Source organism: Pseudomonas sp. SED1 (assembly GCF_034044025.1).
Lineage (GTDB): Bacteria > Pseudomonadota > Gammaproteobacteria > Pseudomonadales > Pseudomonadaceae > Aquipseudomonas.
Genome location: NZ_JAXCIS010000044.1, coordinates 21867 through 40701, shown reverse-complemented (window position 1 = coordinate 40701; position 18835 = coordinate 21867). Strand labels below are relative to the sequence as shown.

General features: G+C 61.8%; 16 protein-coding genes. 10 read left to right on the top strand and 6 right to left on the bottom strand.

What is annotated here, in order from left to right:
• Positions 1–10 precede the first annotated feature (10 nt).
• From SNL23_RS05235 to SNL23_RS05225, 3 genes are all read left to right on the top strand, one after another.
• Positions 11–1003 (top strand): AraC family transcriptional regulator, encoded by a 993-nt coding sequence (locus tag SNL23_RS05235; protein WP_076013206.1) that lies wholly within the window; start codon positions 11–13, stop codon positions 1001–1003.
• Between the two features lie 155 nt (positions 1004–1158).
• Positions 1159–2193 (top strand): histone deacetylase family protein, encoded by a 1035-nt coding sequence (locus SNL23_RS05230; RefSeq protein ID WP_318301790.1) that lies wholly within the window; start codon positions 1159–1161, stop codon positions 2191–2193.
• Entirely contained in the window at positions 2190–3281 is a 1092-nt protein-coding gene (locus tag SNL23_RS05225) for a polyamine ABC transporter substrate-binding protein (RefSeq protein ID WP_318301789.1), read from the top strand. The genes SNL23_RS05230 and SNL23_RS05225 overlap by 4 nt, the downstream gene beginning before the upstream one ends.
• A gap of 21 nt (positions 3282–3302) precedes the next feature.
• Here the strand turns inward: SNL23_RS05225 and pdxR are convergent, their stop codons facing one another.
• Positions 3303–4865 (bottom strand): MocR-like pyridoxine biosynthesis transcription factor PdxR, encoded by a 1563-nt coding sequence (gene pdxR, locus SNL23_RS05220; RefSeq protein ID WP_318301788.1) that lies wholly within the window; start codon positions 4863–4865, stop codon positions 3303–3305.
• 90 nt (positions 4866–4955) lie between these two features.
• Between pdxR and SNL23_RS05215 the strand changes: the two genes are divergently transcribed.
• From SNL23_RS05215 to SNL23_RS05205, 3 genes are read left to right on the top strand one after another with little or no spacing between them, the layout of a single operon-like run.
• Positions 4956–5591: an FMN-binding negative transcriptional regulator gene (locus SNL23_RS05215; protein ID WP_076013210.1), complete on the top strand. Its 636-nt coding sequence runs from the start codon at positions 4956–4958 to the stop codon at positions 5589–5591.
• Positions 5588–6034, top strand: coding sequence for a GNAT family N-acetyltransferase (locus tag SNL23_RS05210; protein WP_003213433.1), 447 nt, complete (start codon positions 5588–5590; stop codon positions 6032–6034). The genes SNL23_RS05215 and SNL23_RS05210 overlap by 4 nt, the downstream gene beginning before the upstream one ends.
• Positions 6035–6047: 13 nt before the next feature.
• Complete coding sequence (locus SNL23_RS05205; protein ID WP_318301787.1) at positions 6048–6719, top strand: GNAT family N-acetyltransferase; 672 nt, start codon at positions 6048–6050, stop codon at positions 6717–6719.
• A 144-nt stretch (positions 6720–6863) separates the two neighbouring features.
• On the opposite strand, the gene SNL23_RS05200 is transcribed toward SNL23_RS05205, so the two are convergent.
• Positions 6864–7130 carry a hypothetical protein gene (locus tag SNL23_RS05200; RefSeq protein ID WP_076013212.1) on the bottom strand — a complete coding sequence of 89 codons (267 nt, stop codon included), beginning with the start codon at positions 7128–7130 and terminating at the stop codon, positions 6864–6866.
• 366 nt (positions 7131–7496) lie between these two features.
• On the opposite strand from SNL23_RS05200, the gene SNL23_RS05195 reads away from it, so the two are divergent.
• The 3 genes from SNL23_RS05195 (at position 7497) to SNL23_RS05185 (ending at position 13094) form a co-directional block, all read left to right on the top strand.
• Complete coding sequence (locus SNL23_RS05195; RefSeq protein ID WP_318301786.1) at positions 7497–10469, top strand: autotransporter outer membrane beta-barrel domain-containing protein; 2973 nt, start codon at positions 7497–7499, stop codon at positions 10467–10469.
• A gap of 111 nt (positions 10470–10580) precedes the next feature.
• Entirely contained in the window at positions 10581–11909 is a 1329-nt protein-coding gene (locus tag SNL23_RS05190) for an autotransporter outer membrane beta-barrel domain-containing protein (protein ID WP_167663963.1), read from the top strand.
• Positions 11910–12020: 111 nt separating this feature from the next.
• Positions 12021–13094 (top strand): hypothetical protein, encoded by a 1074-nt coding sequence (locus SNL23_RS05185; protein WP_318301785.1) that lies wholly within the window; start codon positions 12021–12023, stop codon positions 13092–13094.
• 74 nt (positions 13095–13168) lie between these two features.
• On the opposite strand, the gene oadA is transcribed toward SNL23_RS05185, so the two are convergent.
• On the bottom strand, positions 13169–14977 hold the full coding sequence (gene oadA / locus SNL23_RS05180; protein WP_318301784.1) for a sodium-extruding oxaloacetate decarboxylase subunit alpha: 1809 nt from the start codon (positions 14975–14977) through the stop codon (positions 13169–13171).
• 11 nt (positions 14978–14988) lie between these two features.
• On the bottom strand, positions 14989–16404 hold the full coding sequence (locus SNL23_RS05175) for an acetyl-CoA carboxylase biotin carboxylase subunit (RefSeq protein WP_003213442.1): 1416 nt from the start codon (positions 16402–16404) through the stop codon (positions 14989–14991).
• 196 nt (positions 16405–16600) lie between these two features.
• On the opposite strand from SNL23_RS05175, the gene SNL23_RS05170 reads away from it, so the two are divergent.
• Positions 16601–17575, top strand: coding sequence for a LysR family transcriptional regulator (locus SNL23_RS05170; protein ID WP_076013217.1), 975 nt, complete (start codon positions 16601–16603; stop codon positions 17573–17575).
• Here the strand turns inward: SNL23_RS05170 and SNL23_RS05165 are convergent.
• Together SNL23_RS05165 and hexR are read right to left on the bottom strand one after the other, a co-directional pair.
• The gene (locus SNL23_RS05165) at positions 17505–17702 is read right to left on the bottom strand and encodes a PA3496 family putative envelope integrity protein (protein ID WP_318301783.1); all 198 of its coding nucleotides are present in this window, start codon (positions 17700–17702) and stop codon (positions 17505–17507) included. The genes SNL23_RS05170 and SNL23_RS05165 overlap by 71 nt on opposite strands.
• A 222-nt stretch (positions 17703–17924) precedes the next feature.
• Complete coding sequence (gene hexR, locus SNL23_RS05160; RefSeq protein ID WP_010168370.1) at positions 17925–18791, bottom strand: transcriptional regulator HexR; 867 nt, start codon at positions 18789–18791, stop codon at positions 17925–17927.
• Positions 18792–18835: the final 44 nt, after the last annotated feature.

Below are 18835 nucleotides of genomic sequence, written 5' to 3'. Positions count from 1 at the left end.
GGAAGCACCCATGCTGCACTCCCACCTCACCACCCTCAACGCCGTCTCGCTGGTGCTCAACACCTTCAAGGCCGAAGGCCAACCCGCCGAGGCCTTGCTGGCCGGCAGCGGTATCTGCGCGGCGGACTTGAGCCGCGCCGACACCCGTATCACCACCAACCAGGAGATGCGCGTGTGCGCCAACGCCGTGGCACTGCGCCGGGATATCGGCCTGGAGCTGGGCCGGCAAATGCACGTTTCGTCCTATGGCATGCTCGGTTACGCACTGCTCACCAGTGCCACCTTCGGTGACGCTTTGCGCCTGGCGCTGCGGTATCCGGCGCTGCTGGGAACACTTTTCGAGCTGGACCTCGAGGAAGACGGCACGCGCATCTGGTTCAGCGCCGCGGATTACCGAGAAAATCCGGCACTGGAAATGTTCAACGTCGAACTCTGCCTGGCCTCGTTGAAGGTGATCTGCGACGACCTGCTGGGGCATGCCTTGCCGCTGCTGGGTGCGCGCTTTGAACATGACGCCCCGGATTACCGCGCGCGGTACGCCGAAAGCTTTGCCTGCTCGCTGCAATTCGGCGCCACCGCCAACGCGTTTGCCTTCGACCGAAGCTGGCTGGACCAGCCCCTGCCGTTAGCCGACGCCGTCACCCACCAGGCCATGGCCGAGCGCTGCCGCAAGCAAAACACCGAGTTCACCGGGCGCCAGGCCTGGCTGGGCAAGATTCGCCACCTGCTCGCCAGCCAACTCAGCGCCGCGCCGGGCCTCGACGGCCTGGCCGAACAGATGAACTGCTCCCCCCGCACGCTACGCCGGCACCTGCATGACTTGGGCTGCAGCTATCAGGAGTTGCTGGACGAGCTACGCTTCGAGCGGGCCAAACGGTTGCTGGGCGAGGATGAACTGCCTATTTACCGAATTGCCGAGGCGCTGGGCTTCAGCGAAACCGCGAGTTTCCGTCACGCCTTTGTGCGCTGGAGCGGCGTAGCGCCCAGCCAGTTCCGCCCCTGAAGCCACTTGGTGGGGCGTGGCCGCGCCATTTCGGGGCGAATTGCGGTCACACACTTTGGCCATATTGATCCCCTTTTGGCCGCTCCTGCCATTCTCATAAATCCCGCCCGCCGCAAGACTGGACCTCACCGATTCAGCCTGCGGAGAACAACAATATGCTGACGATCTACTCGGACGATCACCACCTGCACCATGGCCGATGCGAGTTGATGGACGGGCAACTGATGCCGTGTTTTGAAATGCCCTCGCGCGCCGACCATGTGTTGCAACGGGTCAAGGAGCGCGAACTGGGACCGGTGCAAGCGCCCAACGATTTTGGCCTGGCGCCGCTGCAACGCATTCACAGCCCCGCCTATCTGGACTTCTTTAAAGGCGCCTGGGAGCGCTGGACCGCGTACGGCCAGGACGGAGATCTGCTGCCCTACACCTGGCCCGCACGCACTTTGCGCCGGGTCATCCCCACCAGCCTGCACGGCCAGCTCGGCTATTACAGCTTCGACGGCGGCGCGCCGATCACCGCCGGTACCTGGCAAGCGGCCTACAGCGCAGCGCAAGTCGCGCTGACTGCGCAACAGGCGATGCAGCAAGGCGCCCACAGTGCCTTCGCCCTGTGCCGCCCGCCCGGGCACCATGCCGCCAGCGACTTGATGGGCGGCTATTGCTACCTGAACAACGCGGCGATCGCAGCCCAGGCGTTTCTCGACCAGGGCCACAAGAAGGTCGCAATCCTCGACGTGGACTACCACCACGGCAACGGTACCCAGTCGATTTTCTACGAGCGCAGCGATGTGCTGTTCACCTCGATCCATGGCCATCCGGAAGCGGAATTTCCGTTCTTCCTGGGCTATGCCGACGAGTCGGGCGAAGGCGCCGGTGAAGGTTTCAACTTCAATTATCCCTTACCCGCCGGCTCTGGCTGGGACCGCTGGAGCGCCGCGCTGGAGCAGGCGTGTGAGGAGATTGAGCGCTATGGCGCCGACATCATCGTGGTCTCGCTGGGCGTGGACACCTTCAAGGACGACCCGATCTCCCAGTTCAAGCTCGACAGCCCGGACTACCTGGCGATGGGCGCGCGAATCGCCCGCCTCGGCAAACCGACGCTGTTTGTGATGGAAGGCGGCTACGCCGTGGAAGAAATCGGCATCAATGCCGTCAACGTTCTCGAAGGTTTTGAGGGATTCGTCCAATGAACATGCTCAAGCATCTCGTCCTCTGCGCCGCCGTGCTGAGCGGGGCCGCGCACGCCGAAGAAAGAACCCTGCGGGTCTACAACTGGTTCGACTACATCACCCCCAAGGCCCTGGAAGATTTCAAGGCGCAGAACCCCAGCGTCAAGCTGGTCTACGACATCTTCGACACCAACGAAGCCCTTGAGGCCAAGCTGCTGACCGGCAACTCCGGCTATGACGTGGTGGTGCCGTCCAACGTGTTCCTGGCCAAGCAGATCGAAGCCTCGGTGTTCCAGCCGCTGGACCGCAGCAAACTGCCCAACTGGAACCACCTCGATCCCAAGTTGATGAAGCTGATCGAGGCCAACGACCCGGGTAATAAGTTCGCCGTGCCCTACATGTACGGCACCATCCTGATCGGCTTCAACCCGGACAAGGTCAAGGCCGCGCTGGGTGCCAACGCGCCCGTGGACAGCTGGGACTTGATCTTCAACGTCGAAAACATCAGCAAGCTCAAGCAATGCGGCGTGGCGCTGCTGGATTCGCCGTCGGAGATCCTGCCGCTGGCCTTGCAGCACCTGGGCCTGGACCCCAACAGCAGCAACCCGGCGGACTATGTCAAAGCCGAAGCGCTGCTGATGAAGATCCGTCCGTACATCACCTATTTCCACTCGTCCAAGTACATGGCCGACATTGCCAACGGTGACATCTGCGTGGCGGTCGGCTATTCCGGCAGCTTCTCCCAGGCCGCCAACCGCGCCAAGGAAGCCAAGAACGGCGTGACCGTGGACATGCGCTTGCCGAAAGAAGGTGCGCCAATCTGGTTCGATATGCTCGCCATCCCCAAAGGCGCCAAGGACCCGGAAGACGCCTACACCTTTATCAACTACCTGCTGCAACCGGGCGTGATCGCGCCGATCAGTGACTTTGTCGGTTATCCCAACCCCAACAAGGACGCCACCGGTTTGGTGGACCCGGCCATTCGCAACAACCCCAACCTGTACCCGACCGAGGCCGCCATGGCCACGCTGTATACCCTCAAGCCGCTGGGACGTGATGCCGAACGGGCCAGGACCCGCGCCTGGACCAAGATCAAGTCCGGCACCTGATCGGTTGCCGCCGGTTGCGCCTCAGCGCGTAACCGGCGCGCGCCAAACCTGGCTCAAGCGCTTCAACGCCTGGCTGATCTGCGCCTCGGGCACGGCAGCAAACCCCAACACCAATCCTGCACGCTGATCCAGCGGTGTAAGCGAGTCCGGCAACCAATAGCTGCTCAGGCCATTGATCTCCACACCCACCGCCGCGGCCTGTGCGATCAGCGCCTGTTCCCGCGCCAGGCTATCGACCCGCACGGTCAAGTGCAGCCCGGCCGCCACTGACGGGAGGCGGCCAACGCCATCTATACCAGCGGGCCATTCGGCCACCAGCGCATTGAGCCGGCTCTGCGCGGCTCGGCGCATGCGGCGCACATGGCGTTGAAAGTGCCCGGTCGCCATGAACTCCGCCATCACCGCTTGAGTGCTGACTTCCGAGTGGCGCACGTCCACCGCACGGCGACGGGCAAAGGCCTGGACCAGGCCGACCGGCAACACCAGGTAACCCAGGCGCAGCGCCGGAAAGGCCACCTTGCCGAAGGTCCCGACATACAGCACCCGCCCCGTACGATCCAGGGCCGCCAGCGGAGCCAGGGGCGCGCCGCTGTAGCGGTACTCACCGTCGTAGTCATCCTCGACGATCCAGCCGCCCGTACGCTCGGCCCAGGCCAGCAGTTCCAGGCGCCGGGCCAGGCTCATCACCACTCCGGTGGGGTATTGATGCGACGGGGTGACGTAGGCCAGACGGCAACTGCCGAGGCCGTTCAACGCGGCGCAGTCGATGCCCTCGCTGTCCACCGTCACGCCATGCAATTGGCCCCCCGCCACTGCGAACGCATGGCCCGCCGCCCGATACCCCGGATTTTCAATGGCAACTGCATCGCCGGGCTCCACCAGCAACTGTGCACAAAGGCTGATTGCCTGCTGCGCGCCACTGGTGATCACTATTTGCTCAGCACTGCACTGCATGCCGCGAGAACTGCGCAAATAGGCAGCAATCAATCCACGCAGGCGCTCGTCGCCTGCCGGGTCGCCATAACACAGCTGCTGCAAGTCCGGCTTGCGCCAGAAAGCCGCATTCAGCTTGGCCCACACGTCGAAGGGGAACAGATCAAAAGCCGGTACGCCCACCCTGAAAGCCCTCGGCGGACCGCCGGGTGGAAGTGCCAAATGATTGTTTTCCACCCGCGCCAACGCACCGCTGTGGATAACTTGACTGGACGAAACCCCAGGTAAATCCGGCCGTTTTGTGGATAACCCTGGGGATAAGCCTGTTGATAACCCTGTGGACACTTTTGTGGATAGTTTTTTTGCGGGAGTCGGTGTCCGTGGCAATTGCGCGACATAGGTGCCATCCCCCACTCGGCCTTCGATAAATCCTTCGGCATACAGCTGGTCGTAAGCGCGGACCACGCTATTGCGTGAAATCGACAACGCGGCCGCCAGGTCGCGGCTGGCGGGGAGCCGAGTGCCACTGACCAGCCGGCCATCCAATACCCGCTGGCGCAGTGCCTGATAGAGCTGGCGCGTGAGACCCTGGCGACGGTCCAACTCGATACCCGCCGGGTTGAACGAGAGCGGTGGTTCTAACGCAGGCATGGAATTGGACCTATGAAATTGACTGTAGATGGCTCTTACAACGAACCAATAGCCTGCCTAGGATGCAAGCATTCGCCAAGGAAAATCTTCATGTACACACCACGCGCCTTTGCCCTCGATGACTTGCCCGAAATCCAGCAACTGATCCAGCACACGCGCTTGGCGCAACTGGTCACTTTCGGTGAGCAAGGCCTGCAAGCCAGCCATTTGCCGCTGCTGCTCAACCCCGATGAAGGGCCCAACGGCACCCTTTACGGGCACATGGCCAAGGCCAATCGCCAGTGGCAGGACCTGCAAAATGGCGGCGAGGCCCTGGTGATTTTTGCCGGTGCCGAGGCCTACGTCAGCCCGTCGTTTTACCCGGCCAAAGCCGAACACGGCAAAGTGGTGCCGACCTGGAACTACATCGCGGTACACGCCTACGGCACCGGCGAAGTGTTCACCGATGCCGAGCGCCTGCTGGAGCTGGTCAGTGCCCTCACCGACCGCCATGAAGGCAATCGCGCCCAACCCTGGAACGTCAGCGACGCCCCGGCCGATTACATCGACGGCATGCTCAAGGCCATCGTCGGCTTTGCCCTGCCCATCCAGCGCCTGGAAGGCAAACGCAAACTAAGCCAGAACCGCAGCCCGGCAGACATCGCTGGGGTTCGCGACGGCCTTGCGGCCAGCACCGATGTGCGCGACCAGACCCTCGCCCGCTTTATCCCCAAGGAGCCATCATGAGCCAGATCGAAATCCGCCAGGTCAGCGCCGCCGACCACGCCGCATGGCTGCCCCTGTGGCAGGCCTACCTGCGTTTTTACAACACCGAGTTGCCCGACGCCGTCAGCCAGAACACCTGGCAACGCCTGATCGACGCCAATGAGCCGACCCATTCGGCCCTGGCCTGGCAGGACGGCAAGGCCGTAGGCATGGTCAACTTCATCTACCACCGCTCCAACTGGAGCATCGAAAACTCCTGCTACCTGCAGGACTTGCTGGTAGACCCGGCCCAACGTGGCACCGGCGTCGGCCGCAAACTGATCGAATTCGTCTACGCCACCGCCAAGGCCGACGGCTGCTGCAAGGTCCACTGGCTGACCCACGAGACCAACGCCACCGCCATCCAGCTGTACGAACGCATCGCCGAACGCCCCGGCTTTATCCAGTTTCGCAAAGGTCTTTAAGGAGAAGCACAGCATGACGACATCATTGGCCGACTGGAAAGGCGTCCCGGCGCCCACCGTCACCGTTATCGAAGGGCGCTTCATCCGCCTGGAAAAACTCGACCCGGCCCGCCACGGCGATGACCTGTTCAACGCCCTGCAAGGCCCCGGCGCGGATCCGACGTTATGGGATTATTTGCCTTACGGCCCGTTTCCTGAGCACGCCGCCTTCGACGCCTGGCTGAACAACCACGCGTCCCACAGCGACCCGTACTTCTTCAGCGTGATCGACAAAGCCAGCGGCGACGTACAAGGCATCCTCAGCCTGATGTCCATCGTGCCCGAGCAAGGCCGCATCGAAATCGGCCACGTGACCTTCGGCGCGCCGATGCAACGCTCACCGAAAAGCACCGAGGCGGTGTACCTGCTGGCCAAGCACTCGTTTGAGCTGGGCAATCGTCGCCTGGAATGGAAGTGCAACAACGCCAACGCCCGCTCCAAAAATGCGGCCGAGCGTTTGGGTTTCAGTTTTGAAGGGGTGTTTCGCCAGCACACCGTGGTCAAGGGCCGCAACCGGGATACGGCGTGGTATTCGATCCTGGATGGGGAATGGCCGGCGATTGGGGCGGGGTTTGAGCGGTGGCTGTCAGATGCCAACCAGACCGGTTCGGGACAGTTGAAAACGCTGGTGGAATGCCGTACCTAATCCACCCTGCCACCCCCTTACAAATGTGGGAGCGGGCTTGCTCGCGAAAGCGGTGTATCCGTCACAAATGTATTAACTGACCCACCGTCATCGCGGGCAAGCCCGGCTCCCACATTGTATCTTCAGCGTATCCGGGCCTTGTGCTCAGCCAACCCTGCCCTCTTTCCACCCCAACGCCTGCAAGGCGTCACAACCATCCTGCAACAACAGATGCGCCGCCGAGGCGAAGTGTTGCAGGTCCGTGCCCTCCACGCGCTCGGTACTCAGACAGATCACGCTATTGAGCAAATTGCGGGCAGCCTCGATGCGCTGGGTGGCGGTTTCGAGTAGCCCGCGGGCGTCGGCATCGGGGTTGAGGAACAGGACGGGGTCACAGCTGATATTACTTTCAAGAGCGGTGTAGTTGGGCATGAAGAAAGACTCGTAATTGAAGTTCAGAGGTCTCACTTTGCTTTCGACCGGCTAAGATCAGTCACCTACGAATCAGCAACCGGCGGACTATATGCCAGCGGCTATACCTTAAAATACTTGCCCACGATCAAAAATCTCATGATCGCCTTTTCCTACAAGCTTCTACGAAGCTTCTACGAAGCTTCAACGCTCCCACCTTCAATTCAAACGGACTGAACACGGCAAGCTGCAATATATTGCGTTTATTGCATGATAAAGCTGCAAAAACTGCAATAAATTGCACTCTTCCGTCACCTCCCCGCCATCATTCTGTAAAAAACCTTCGCTATACAGGTCGACTATTTTCCAAAAACAAGGTCGCCCGCCATGCCCCCTTCGCCCCAGCGCCTTGCGCTCACTCTCGGCCTGCTGGTCAGCAGCGGTTTTGTCGATGCGGCGCCCACGCCAACCAAGACGCTGCAGATCGACACGCCCACCACCACCGGGCAAACCCTGGGTGGCAGTGACTCGTTGACGATCTCGGCCCCGGGCAGCATCACCACCTCCAAAGTCGCGGTGACCTTGAAAGATGGCACCAGCGGCAACGGCGTGCGGATCGATAACTCCGGCACTATCGCCTCCACCGGCGGCCGCGGGATCGACAGCAGCGGCGACCTCACCGGCGCTCGCAACTACAGCATCTACAACCGCGCCGGCGGCGTGATCCAGGGTGCCAACGACGCGCTGCGCATCGACAGTAATTTCGCCAGCGGCAGCCTGTTGATCGACAACAGCGGCACCATTCGCTCCGCCACCGGCCAAGGGCTGGACCTGGATGCGATCCGCAGCCCCAACGTCAGCACCACCATCATCAACCGCCTGGGCGGGTTGATTCGCGGCGACGCCAGCGACGGCATGAAGACCGGCGGCAACGCTACGATCACCAACTACGGCGAGATTTCCACCGGTGACACCCACTCGCGCGATGACAAATTCGACGGCGTCGACATCGACTCCGCCACCGGCGTGACCGTCACCAACTACGGCCTCATCTCCGGCGGCCGCCACGGCATCACCACCGACCTGGGCGCTACGCTGACCAACTACGGCACGGTGATCGGCCGCAACGGCTCGGGCTTTGGCTCCGACGGCGACGGCACGGTGATCAACCACGGCACCATCACTGGCGCATTCTCCGGACTGCAGCCAGATGGCGACGGCGACGGCGTGGACATCGACAAGATCGCCCACATTGAAAACTACGGAGTCATCCAGGGCGTGGGCGCCGGTGGCGTCGACAAGAACGGCTTTGCCAACGGCAGCGAAGGCATCGCCCTTGGCGGTGGCTATGTGTTCAACGGTGTCGGCGCGCTGGTGAGCGGCGCCAATAACGCGGTGCTGGTGGACGACGGCAGCGACGGCCCGGGACTGGCAGCCACGACCCTGATCAACCACGGCACCATCCAGGGTCTGGATGGCTTCGGCGTGAAGTTCGTCGGCGAGTTTGCCGACACGGTGGTCAACGCTGGCTTGATCAGCGGCAGCAACGGCCTGGCCCTGGATTTGGGCGGCGGCGATGACAAGCTGACTCTGCTCGGTGGCAGCCGTTTTGTCGGCGTGGTGGATGGCGGCACCGGATATGACCGCGTGATCATGGACGACGCCGCCGGCGGCAGTTTCGGCGACAGCCGCAACTTTGAATGGCTGGACGTGAAGCAAGGCACCTGGACCCTCACCGGCAGCGGTGACTTCAGCGATGGCGGCGAGATTTTCAGCGGCGCCAAGCTGATCAACCAAGGCGGGATCGCCGGCAACGTGACCGTCGATGAAGGCGGTATTTATGCCGGTGGCGGCAGCGTCGGCAGCCTGTTGGTCAAAGGCACGTTGCAGACCAACACTGCACTCGGCACCGCCAGCATCACCCGCGACCTGACCATGACCAGCGGCTCGACCCTGGCCTATGGCGTGAATCCCGACGGCAGCAGTGCACCGGTTCAGATCGGTGGCACTGCCTATCTGAACGGCGCGACCCTGGCGGTCAATCCCGGCACCGGCACCTACCCGTGGCAGAGCCACTACACGGTGCTGCAGGCCGGCAGTATCAATGGCACATTCGGCAAGGTCACCAGCGACTATGCCTTCCTCACCCCCACCCTGGATTACAGCCCTACCCAGGTTGGCCTGACCTACACCCGTAATGACATTGCCTTCAATCAGTTCGCCAACACCGGCAACGGCACCCGCGCCGCCAATGCCCTGGCGAGCCTGGGCAACAACAACCCGCTGTATAACGCGCTGCTCAACACCACCAATAGCAGCGCCGGTGCCGCCATTGAGCAACTGGCAGGCAGCAGCACCGCCAACCTGACCAGCGCGACCCTCGGCGCCAGCGCCCAGGTCGGCAACAGCATGCTGAGCGCCATGCATCAACTGGGCGGCGGCGCAGGATTGCTGGTGGGCCTTGATCAAAAAGACACCCCCGTACTGGCCGCCACTGGCGTACCCGCCGAAGCCCGTAACCTCAACGATCCGAATGCCCGGGGCCGCCTGTGGCTGCAAGGCATCGGCAGCTACGGCAAGCTCGACGGAGACCACGGCAGCAATGGCCTGACCCAGCGCACCAAGGGCAGCGTGCTGGGAGCCGATTGGGCACTCGATTCGGACTGGCGCGTGGGCGTACTGGGCGGTTATTCGAAGACAGACCTGGACACCACCGGCGTCGATGGCAGCGTCGACAGCTGGCACGCCGGCGTCTACGCCATGCGCCAGAGTGGACCGCTGGCCTTGCGCCTTGGTGCTGCCTACAGTGGGCATCAAGGCGACAGCAAACGCACCGTGACCTTCGACGGTTTCAGCGATCGCCCCAAAGGTGACTACGACGCCAACAGCCAACAAGCCTTCGCCGAACTGGGTTATGCCCTGGGCAGCGGGCGCCTCAGCGCCGAGCCGTTCGCCAACCTCGGTTACCAGCGCTACCACCGCGACAGCTATAACGAAAAAGGCGGCGCCGCCGCGCTGCGTGTCGATGGGCAAACCCAGGACAATTTCAGCAGCACGTTCGGCCTGCGCCTGGCGCACCTGAGCCAGCTCGACAATGGCATCAGCCTCACGCCACGGGTCAGCGCCGGCTGGAAACACACCTACGGCGATGTCGACAGCAGCACTCGCCAGGCCTTCCTGATGGGCGGTACCGCGTTCAACGTCGAAGGCAGCGCACTGGACCGTGACAGCTTGATGCTGGAGGCCGGGCTGGATGTTGGCCTGTCGGCTCGCCACACGCTGGGCGTGGGCTACAACGGCGACATCGGCAATAACAGCCGCACTCATGGATTGATCGGGCATTGGCAGATGAGTTTTTAATCGCAGCCCACTAGAGACATCTCCGGCGAGCCAAGGGTGGATAGCCTGACATTTATTCGCCCTTTACCTCGCTAGATTTCCAGACCTCATACATCAAGAGGTTCGGTTTACATGCCACTCCTACAGAAACAACTCGCTGTTGCCATCACCTTCGCACTGGGAGCCACCAGCGCTCAATTCGTCCAGGCGCAAGGGGAGATTGATCCAGACAGCGAGTGGTTCACCTCACAGCCGGTGGTCGGCCAACAGGGCCACCTGTATCCCACGCCATCCGAGCCCACTCCCGACTTCTACTTCGCCAACCAAGCGACCACCCGCAACGGTCAGCAGGTCGCTCGCGTGCTGGACTCCGCCGTGGACACCCTTCTCGAGTCGGGAGAACTCGACGAATGGGATGAGTACGAACTGGAAAGTGTCGCCCGGGAACTCGGCGATCTGGCACCAGGCCGTGTGGGTGCAGTCCTTGAGCAACTGGCAGGCAGCCAGAACGCCAACCTCGGCACTGCCACTCAAGACAGCATGAAACAGCTCAATAGCAGCCTGCTTTCAGCCATGCGCCAACTGAGCGATGGCCGCAACGTCAGCGATGGCGCAGGCAATGGCCACGTCTGGCTCCAGGCTCTGGGCGACACTGGCAAGCTCGACGGGCAGCACGGCAGCGCGGGGCTGGATCGCCGAACAAAAGGCCTGATGCTGGGTGGCGACTGGTCAGTGAATGACGCATGGCGAGTGGGCGTGATGGGTGCCAAATCTGCCAGCGACCTGAGCGCCAGACGCTTCAAGGGTGATCTGGACAGCTGGCACCTTGGTGGTTACGCGGTGCGGCAGGACGGCCCCCTGGCCCTGCGCCTGGGTGCGATCTACAGCAGCCATGCCGGCCAAACCAAACGTTCCGTGGACTTTGACTTCGTCGATTATCGCGAGCAGGCTAAAGGCAAATACAACGCCCAAAGCCAGAACGCTTTCGCCGAACTGGGCTATCAACTGGACAAGGGCAGCTTCAGCGTCGAACCTTTTGCCGGTGTCGGCTACCAGCGCTATCACCGTGACAGCTACAAGGAAAAAGGCGGTTTTACAGCGCTGAACGTCGGCACCCAGACCCAGGAAAACCTCAGCAGTAACTTCGGCCTGCGCATGGCCAGCGCGTTTGAGCTGGATAACCGCATGACCTTGAAACCGCATCTGAGCACTAGCTGGAAGCATCTCTACGGCGACGTGGGCAGCAGCGTGCGCCAATCCTCCGCCTGGGTAAAACGGACAACCTTCAACAGTGACTTCAACATCGAAGGCACCTCCCTTGACCGTGACAGCCTGGCCCTGCACACCGGGCTCGACCTGGCACTCTCGGCGCAACAGACCGTGGGCCTGGCCTATACCGCCGAGGTCGGCAGCAACAGCCATCAACAAGGACTGATGGGCAACTGGCGGATGGCGTTCTAACCTCAGTGAATTGAGGAACAATCCCGCAAGCATCGGCCCGATGTCCTGACAGTCATCAACCCGGGTTGCTCGCTACATTCCGGTCTCTTTTACCCAAGAGGCCGGAACATTATGTCGTCGACAATCCCGTACTTTCCTTCCATGGGCTCCCTGCTGGCCTACGGCACTCGGTCATTGGCCGAGGCCGTGGCGCCTCGGCCACCTTCAGCCGCCCCGGTCGGCGCAAACTTCACCTCCATCTCCGTAACCCTCAACAATGGGGCAGGACTGGACATCGATAGTGTCAGCCAGCTGATTTCCCCCTACGCCAAAACCGGCCCCCGCACTTCACTGCGAGGCATCGAAATCACCAACTCGCCTACCGCCACGACCCAAGGCCTTTCAAGCGCCGGCCAGAACCCTGTCTGGCTGGAAAACCAGGGCCTTATCGAAAACAAAAAGGGTACCGGGGTAAAACTTGCGGGCAACCAGGCAGACGAGGTGGTGAACGCAGGCATGATCAAAGGCAGCAACGGCATTGCCCTGGACATGGGCGGCGGCGACGACCTGTTGATTGTGCGCAGCAGCGGCGGTTTCGACGGCGCAGTCGACGGAGGCAGCGGCACCAATCAGGTGCTCCTGGACAGTGCCAAGGGTGGCACCTTTGACGGCGCCAGCCAGATGCAACACCTGTGGGTGGGCAGCGGCGCCTGGACCTTGACCGGCCCCGTGCCCGCCAACCAGAACGGCGAGGTCTACGCCAACGCGACCCTGATCAACAAAAGCCGAATCGGCGGGGAGATGCACGTACGCCCGGGAGGTACTTACACGGGAGGCACCGTCGGTAGCCTGAATGTTGCGGGCACCCTGCAGCTCGACCCGGCCACGAAGTCGCAGACAAGGGTCAAGGACACCTTGCGCCTTGAACCGGGTTCGACACTGGCCTTCAAGGTCGGCACGGATGAAACCCACAGCACGTTGAAAGTCGACAACCGCGCCGTCCTGAACAACGCCACGTTGAACATCGAAGTCACCGCCGAGACCGACCAGCTCCTGGCGCGGCAACTACGGGTGGTTGATGCCCAGCAGTTTGACGGCGAGTTCGGCACGGTTACCAGCAACCTGAAGGCCTACACCCCGGAGCTGATCTACACCCCAACCGGCGTTTTTGTGGCGTTCAAACCCAAGGAAGCCGTGGCGGCCTGAGGGCAAATCCCAGGCGAAAAAAAAGGGGGCACATGCCCCCCCGAGGATTAAGCGGTAGTGTCGAAGGCTGTCAGTCAGCCTTCGATTTCAATCAGGATTTCACCCGGGTTGACCCGGTCGCCCTTGGCCACGTGAACGGCGGTGACCTTGCCGGCGATAGACGCCTGTACTTCGGTCTCCATCTTCATCGCTTCAGTGATCAACACGGCCTGGCCGGCCTTGACCTCATCGCCTTCCTTGACCAGCACGTCGACGATGTTGCCCGGCATCGCCGTGCTGACATGACCCGGCTCGGTGGCGTGCTTGCGCTTGCTGCCGCCGCTGCTGACGAATTCGTTGAGCGGTTCGAACACCACTTCTTCGGGCATGCCGTCGATGGACAGGTAGAAGTGGCGCTTGCCTTCAGCCTTGACGCCCACCCCGGTGATATCCACGCGGTAGCTTTCGCCGTGCACGTCGATCACGAACTCGGTCGGCACACCTTCACCACCGGCGCGGGCCACGCCGCCGGCTTCAGGAATCGGCAACAACACTTCAGGGCTCAAGGTGCCGGCATCACGCTCTTCGAGGAACTTGCGGCCGATGTCCGGGAACATGGCGTAGGTCAGCACGTCTTCTTCGGACTTGGCCAGCGCGCCGATTTCGCCGCGCAGCTTGGTCATTTCCGGCTTGAGCAGATCGGCCGGACGGACGTCGATAACTTCTTCGCTGCCGATGGCCTGGCGCCGCAGTTTTTCATTCACAGTGCCCGGCGCCTTGCCGTAGCCGCCTTGCAGGTACAGCTTCACTTCGTTGGTGATGGTCTTGTAGCGCTCGCCGGCCAGCACGTTGAAGAACGCCTGGGTGCCGACAATCTGCGAGGTCGGGGTAACCAGCGGCGGGAAGCCGAGGTCTTCACGCACCCGCGGGATTTCAGCCAGCACTTCGCTCATGCGGTTCAGCGCGCCCTGCTCTTTCAACTGGTTGGCCAGGTTGGAAATCATCCCGCCCGGTACCTGGTTGACTTGCACACGGGTATCGACCGCCGTGAATTCGCTTTCGAACTGGTGGTACTTCTTGCGCACGGCGTAGAAGTACAGGCCGATTTCCTGCAGCAGTTCCAAGCTCAGGCCGGTGTCGAACTCGCTGCCTTTAAGGGCGGCGACCATCGACTCGGTGCCCGGGTGGCTGGTGCCCCAGGCGAAGCTGGAGATGGCGGTGTCGATATGGTCGGCGCCGTTTTCGATAGCCTTGAGTTGGCACATCGCAGCCAGGCCGGCGGTGTCGTGGGAGTGGATGAAGATCGGCAGGCTTTGCTCGGCTTTCAGCGCCTTGACCAGTTCGCCGGTAGCGTACGGCGTCAGCAGGCCGGCCATGTCCTTGATCGCGATCGAGTCGCAACCCATGGATTCCAACTGCTTGGCCTGGGCCACGAACGCTTCGACGGTGTGCACAGGGCTGGTGGTGTAGGCGATGGTACCCTGGGCATGTTTGCCCGCTGCTTTTACCGCTTCGATGGCCACACGCAGGTTACGCACGTCGTTCATCGCATCGAAGATACGGAACACGTCGATACCGTTGACGGCAGCTTTAGCGACGAAGGCTTTGACTACGTCGTCGCTGTAGTGGCGGTAGCCCAGCAGGTTCTGGCCGCGCAGCAGCATTTGCAGGCGCGTGTTGGGCAATGCCGCACGCAGCTTGCGCAGGCGCTCCCACGGGTCTTCTTTCAGAAAGCGTACGCAGGCGTCGAAGGTCGCGCCGCCCCAGACTTCCAGGGACCAGTAGCCGACTTTGTCGAGCTTGTCGCAGATCGGCAGCATGTCGTCGGTGCGCATGCGGGTCGCCAGCAACGATTGGTGGGCGTCGCGCAGGATGGTGTCGGTTACGAAGATCTTCTTGCTCATTCTTATATTCCTCACAGGCCTGCGTGGGCGGCGATGGCGGCGGCGATGGCCAGGGCCAGCTCTTCGGGTTTGCGCTTGATCGAGTAGTTGGTCAGCTCAGGGTGGCTTTCCACGAAACTGGTGTTGAACTGGCCGCTGCGGAATTCCGGGTTGCGCAGGATTTCCTGGTAATAGGCGGCGGTGGTCTTCACGCCTTGCAGGCGCATGTCGTCCAGGGCGCGCAGGCCGCGGTCCATGGCTTCTTCCCAGGTCAACGCCCACACCACCAGCTTCAGGCACATGGAGTCGTAGAACGGCGGGATGGTGTAGCCGGTATAGATCGCCGTGTCGGTGCGCACGCCGGGGCCGCCGGGTGCGTAGTAACGGGTGATCTTGCCGAAACTTGGGAGGAAGTTGTTCTTCGGGTCTTCGGCGTTGATCCGGAACTGCAACGCGAAACCCCGGTGCTGAATGTCTTCCTGCTTGACCGACAGCGGCAGGCCCGACGCGATGCGGATCTGCTCACGCACAATGTCGATGCCGGTGATTTCTTCGGTGATGGTGTGTTCCACCTGCACCCGGGTGTTCATCTCCATGAAGTACACCTCGCCCTCGGCGAGCAGGAACTCCACGGTGCCGGCGTTCTCGTAGCCCACGGCCTTGGCTGCGCGCACCGACAGGTCGCCGATGTAGGCGCGCTGTTCAGGGGTCAGCTGGGGGCTCGGGGCGATTTCGATCAGCTTCTGGTTGCGGCGCTGGATCGAGCAATCACGCTCGAACAAATGCACCACGTTGCCAAAGCTGTCACCGAGGATCTGCGCCTCAATGTGCTTGGGATTGACGATGCATTTTTCCAGGAACACTTCCGCCGAACCGAACGCCTTGGTGGCTTCGGAAATCACGCGAGGGAAGGCTTGTTCGAGTTCTTCACGGCTGTTGCAGCGACGAATGCCGCGACCGCCACCACCGGAGGTGGCCTTGAGCATCACCGGGTAACCGATACGGTCGCCTTCGGTGAGAGCTTCAGCGATGTCGGCAACGTTGCCTTCGGTGCCCGGGGTGACCGGCACGCCGGCCTTGATCATGCTGCGGCGGGCTTCGGTCTTGTCGCCCATGCGGCGAATCACTTCGGCCGATGGGCCGATGAATTTGATCCCGCGTTCGGCGCAAATATCTGCCAGCTCGGCGTTTTCCGAGAGAAAGCCGTAGCCGGGGTGCAGCGCGTCGCAACCGGTTTCCACCGCGAGGTTCACCAGCTTGCGCGGGTTCAGGTAACCGGCCAATGGCTCGGCGCCGATGCTGTGGGCTTCATCTGCGCGCTTTACATGCAGGGCATGGCGATCGGCATCGGAATAGACCGCGACCGAACGAATACCCATCTCGGCGCAAGCACGCACGATACGTACGGCAATCTCACCACGGTTGGCGATCAGGATCTTTTTTATCACTTGGAAATTCCCTTGAGCCGATTGCTAGCTACTTCGACCCGCTGGAGCCGGGTCGGCGCGTGACCAAATGTTTCAAGCCAGTCGCGAGACACACACTATGCCCCAGCAGGGATTAACAAAAATCAATAATAATTGGGTTGTGTATAAGTAAAGACTTATAGTCAGCGCATCAGCGGTCGGCGGGAGGGCTTGAACAATGCGTAAGTCATTGATGCGTATGACATTGCGTCAGTTGCAGATTTTCAATGAGGTCTGTGATTTGCGCTCCTACAGCCGTGCGGCCGAGGAAATGTCTCTCACGCAGCCGGCCGTTAGCCTACAAATCAAGCAGCTGGAAGAGCTGCTGGGCCAGCCGTTATTCGATTACGTCGGCAAAAAGCTCTATATGACTGAAGCAGCCGAAGCGTTGCAACGGGCGAGCCGAGACATCTTCGGGCGCCTGGAAAACCTCGATATGCAGCTCTCCGACATGCAGGGCTCATTGCAAGGCCAGCTGAAACTGGCGGTGGAATCCAGCGCCAAGTACTTCGTGCCGCACCTGTTTGCCGCCTTCAAGCGCCAGCACCCGGAGGTCAACCTGCACCTGACGGTGGTCAACCGCGCCCAGGTGATTCGCAGGCTGTCGGACAACCGTGATGACCTGGTGATCATGTCCATGGTGCCCCAGGACATGGGCCTGGAATTCCTGCCGTTCCTGAACAACCCGATTGTTGCCGTGGCGCCCCACGACCATCCGCTGAGCCATCAAGGGCCGCTGCGTTTGCAGGACCTGGAGCCTTACACGCTGCTGTTACGCGAGCCAGGGTCCGGGACGCGGATGGCGTGCGAGGAGTACTTCAAGGAGAAGCGCGTGCACTTCACCCAGACGGTGGAAGTGTCCTCGGCCGAGGCGCAGCGAGAGTGCGTGACCGCCGGGTTGGGCGTGGCACTGCTGACGCGCCACGCGGTCAACCTGGAACTGGCCACCGGCGGGCTCAAGGAGCTGCCGGTGGAAGAACTGCCGCTGTACCGCAGTTGGTGCCTGGTGCAGGCCAAGGCCAAGCGTCTGTCACCGGTGGCCCATGCATTCCTGGGCTTTATCCGCAGCGAGCGGCTACAGATCAGCGCGCTGGCTGAGCGCTTCGCTGGGCAGCCGCGAGTGCCTGCCAATGAAGTTCCGGATAGTCACTGATGCTCTGTTGCAATTGACGCTGATCGCAGCGGTCTTCAATTGCACGACGGAAGGCCATGCGGCGCTGGTCTTCCTGTTGGCGACGAGTCTTGACGGTGCTGTTGCTTTCTTCGTATTGCCGAGCCATTTCGAGTCTCCCAATGCGAGTAAGGGGAGTTCAGGATAGGCTTGGGCAATGACGGTTTAGCGGCACGGGGATGACAGGACGATGAATCTTCCGGGGCAGAACCCAATCAAAATGTGGGAGCGGGCTTGCTCGCGAATGCGGTGGGCCAGCCAGCATATTCGGTGACTGACACTGCGCATTCGCGAGCAAGCCCGCTCCCACAGTTGGTCCGCGTACAAACTATCAGTCGTCGAGGGCTTTTACGGATTTGGGCGACAACCGAAGGCTGCGCAAGCTGCGCTTCACGCTCTTGAGGTGGTTGACCAGGCTCGGGCCGCGCGCCATGGCCACGCCCATCGCCAGCACGTCGATCACCACCAGGTGGGCGATACGCGAGGTCAATGGTGTGTAGATTTCAGTGTCTTCGTGCACATCGATCGCCAGGTTGACGGTCGACAGCTCCGCCAAAGGCGTCTGGCTCGGGCACAGGGTAATCAGGGTTGCGCCGCTTTCACGTACCAGGTTGGCGGTGATCAGCAAATCCTTGGAGCGGCCCGACTGGGAAATGCAGATCGCCACGTCGGTGGGCTTCAGCGTTACCGCCGACATCGCCTGCATGTGCGGGTCGCTGTAGGCCGCCGCAGTCAGCAGCAAACGGAAGAACTTGTGCTGGGCATCCGCCGCCACCGCACCGGACGCGCCGAAACCATAGAACTCCACGCGCTGGGCCTGGGACATGGCGGTCACGGCTTTTTGCAGTTCCACCGGGTCGAGCTTTTCCCGCACTTCCATCAGGGTATGCAGGGTGGTGTCGAAGATTTTCAGGCTGTAGTCGGCGACGGAGTCGTCTTCGTGAATCGCGAACTGCCCGAAGCTCGCACCGGCGGCGAGGCTCTGGGCCAGCTTGAGCTTCAAGTCCTGGAACCCGGAGCAACCGATGGCGCGGCAGAAGCGCACGATGGTCGGCTCGCTGATGCCCACGCTGTGGGCCAGGTCAGCCATGGAACTGTGCATCACAGCCGCAGGGTCAAGCAGCACGTGATCGGCAACCTTGAGTTCCGATTTGCGTAACAGGTGGCGCGACTGGGCGATATGTTGCAACAGGTTCAAAGGGCTGGACTCTTGTTATTGGCAGACGCCAGGGATGTAGCAAG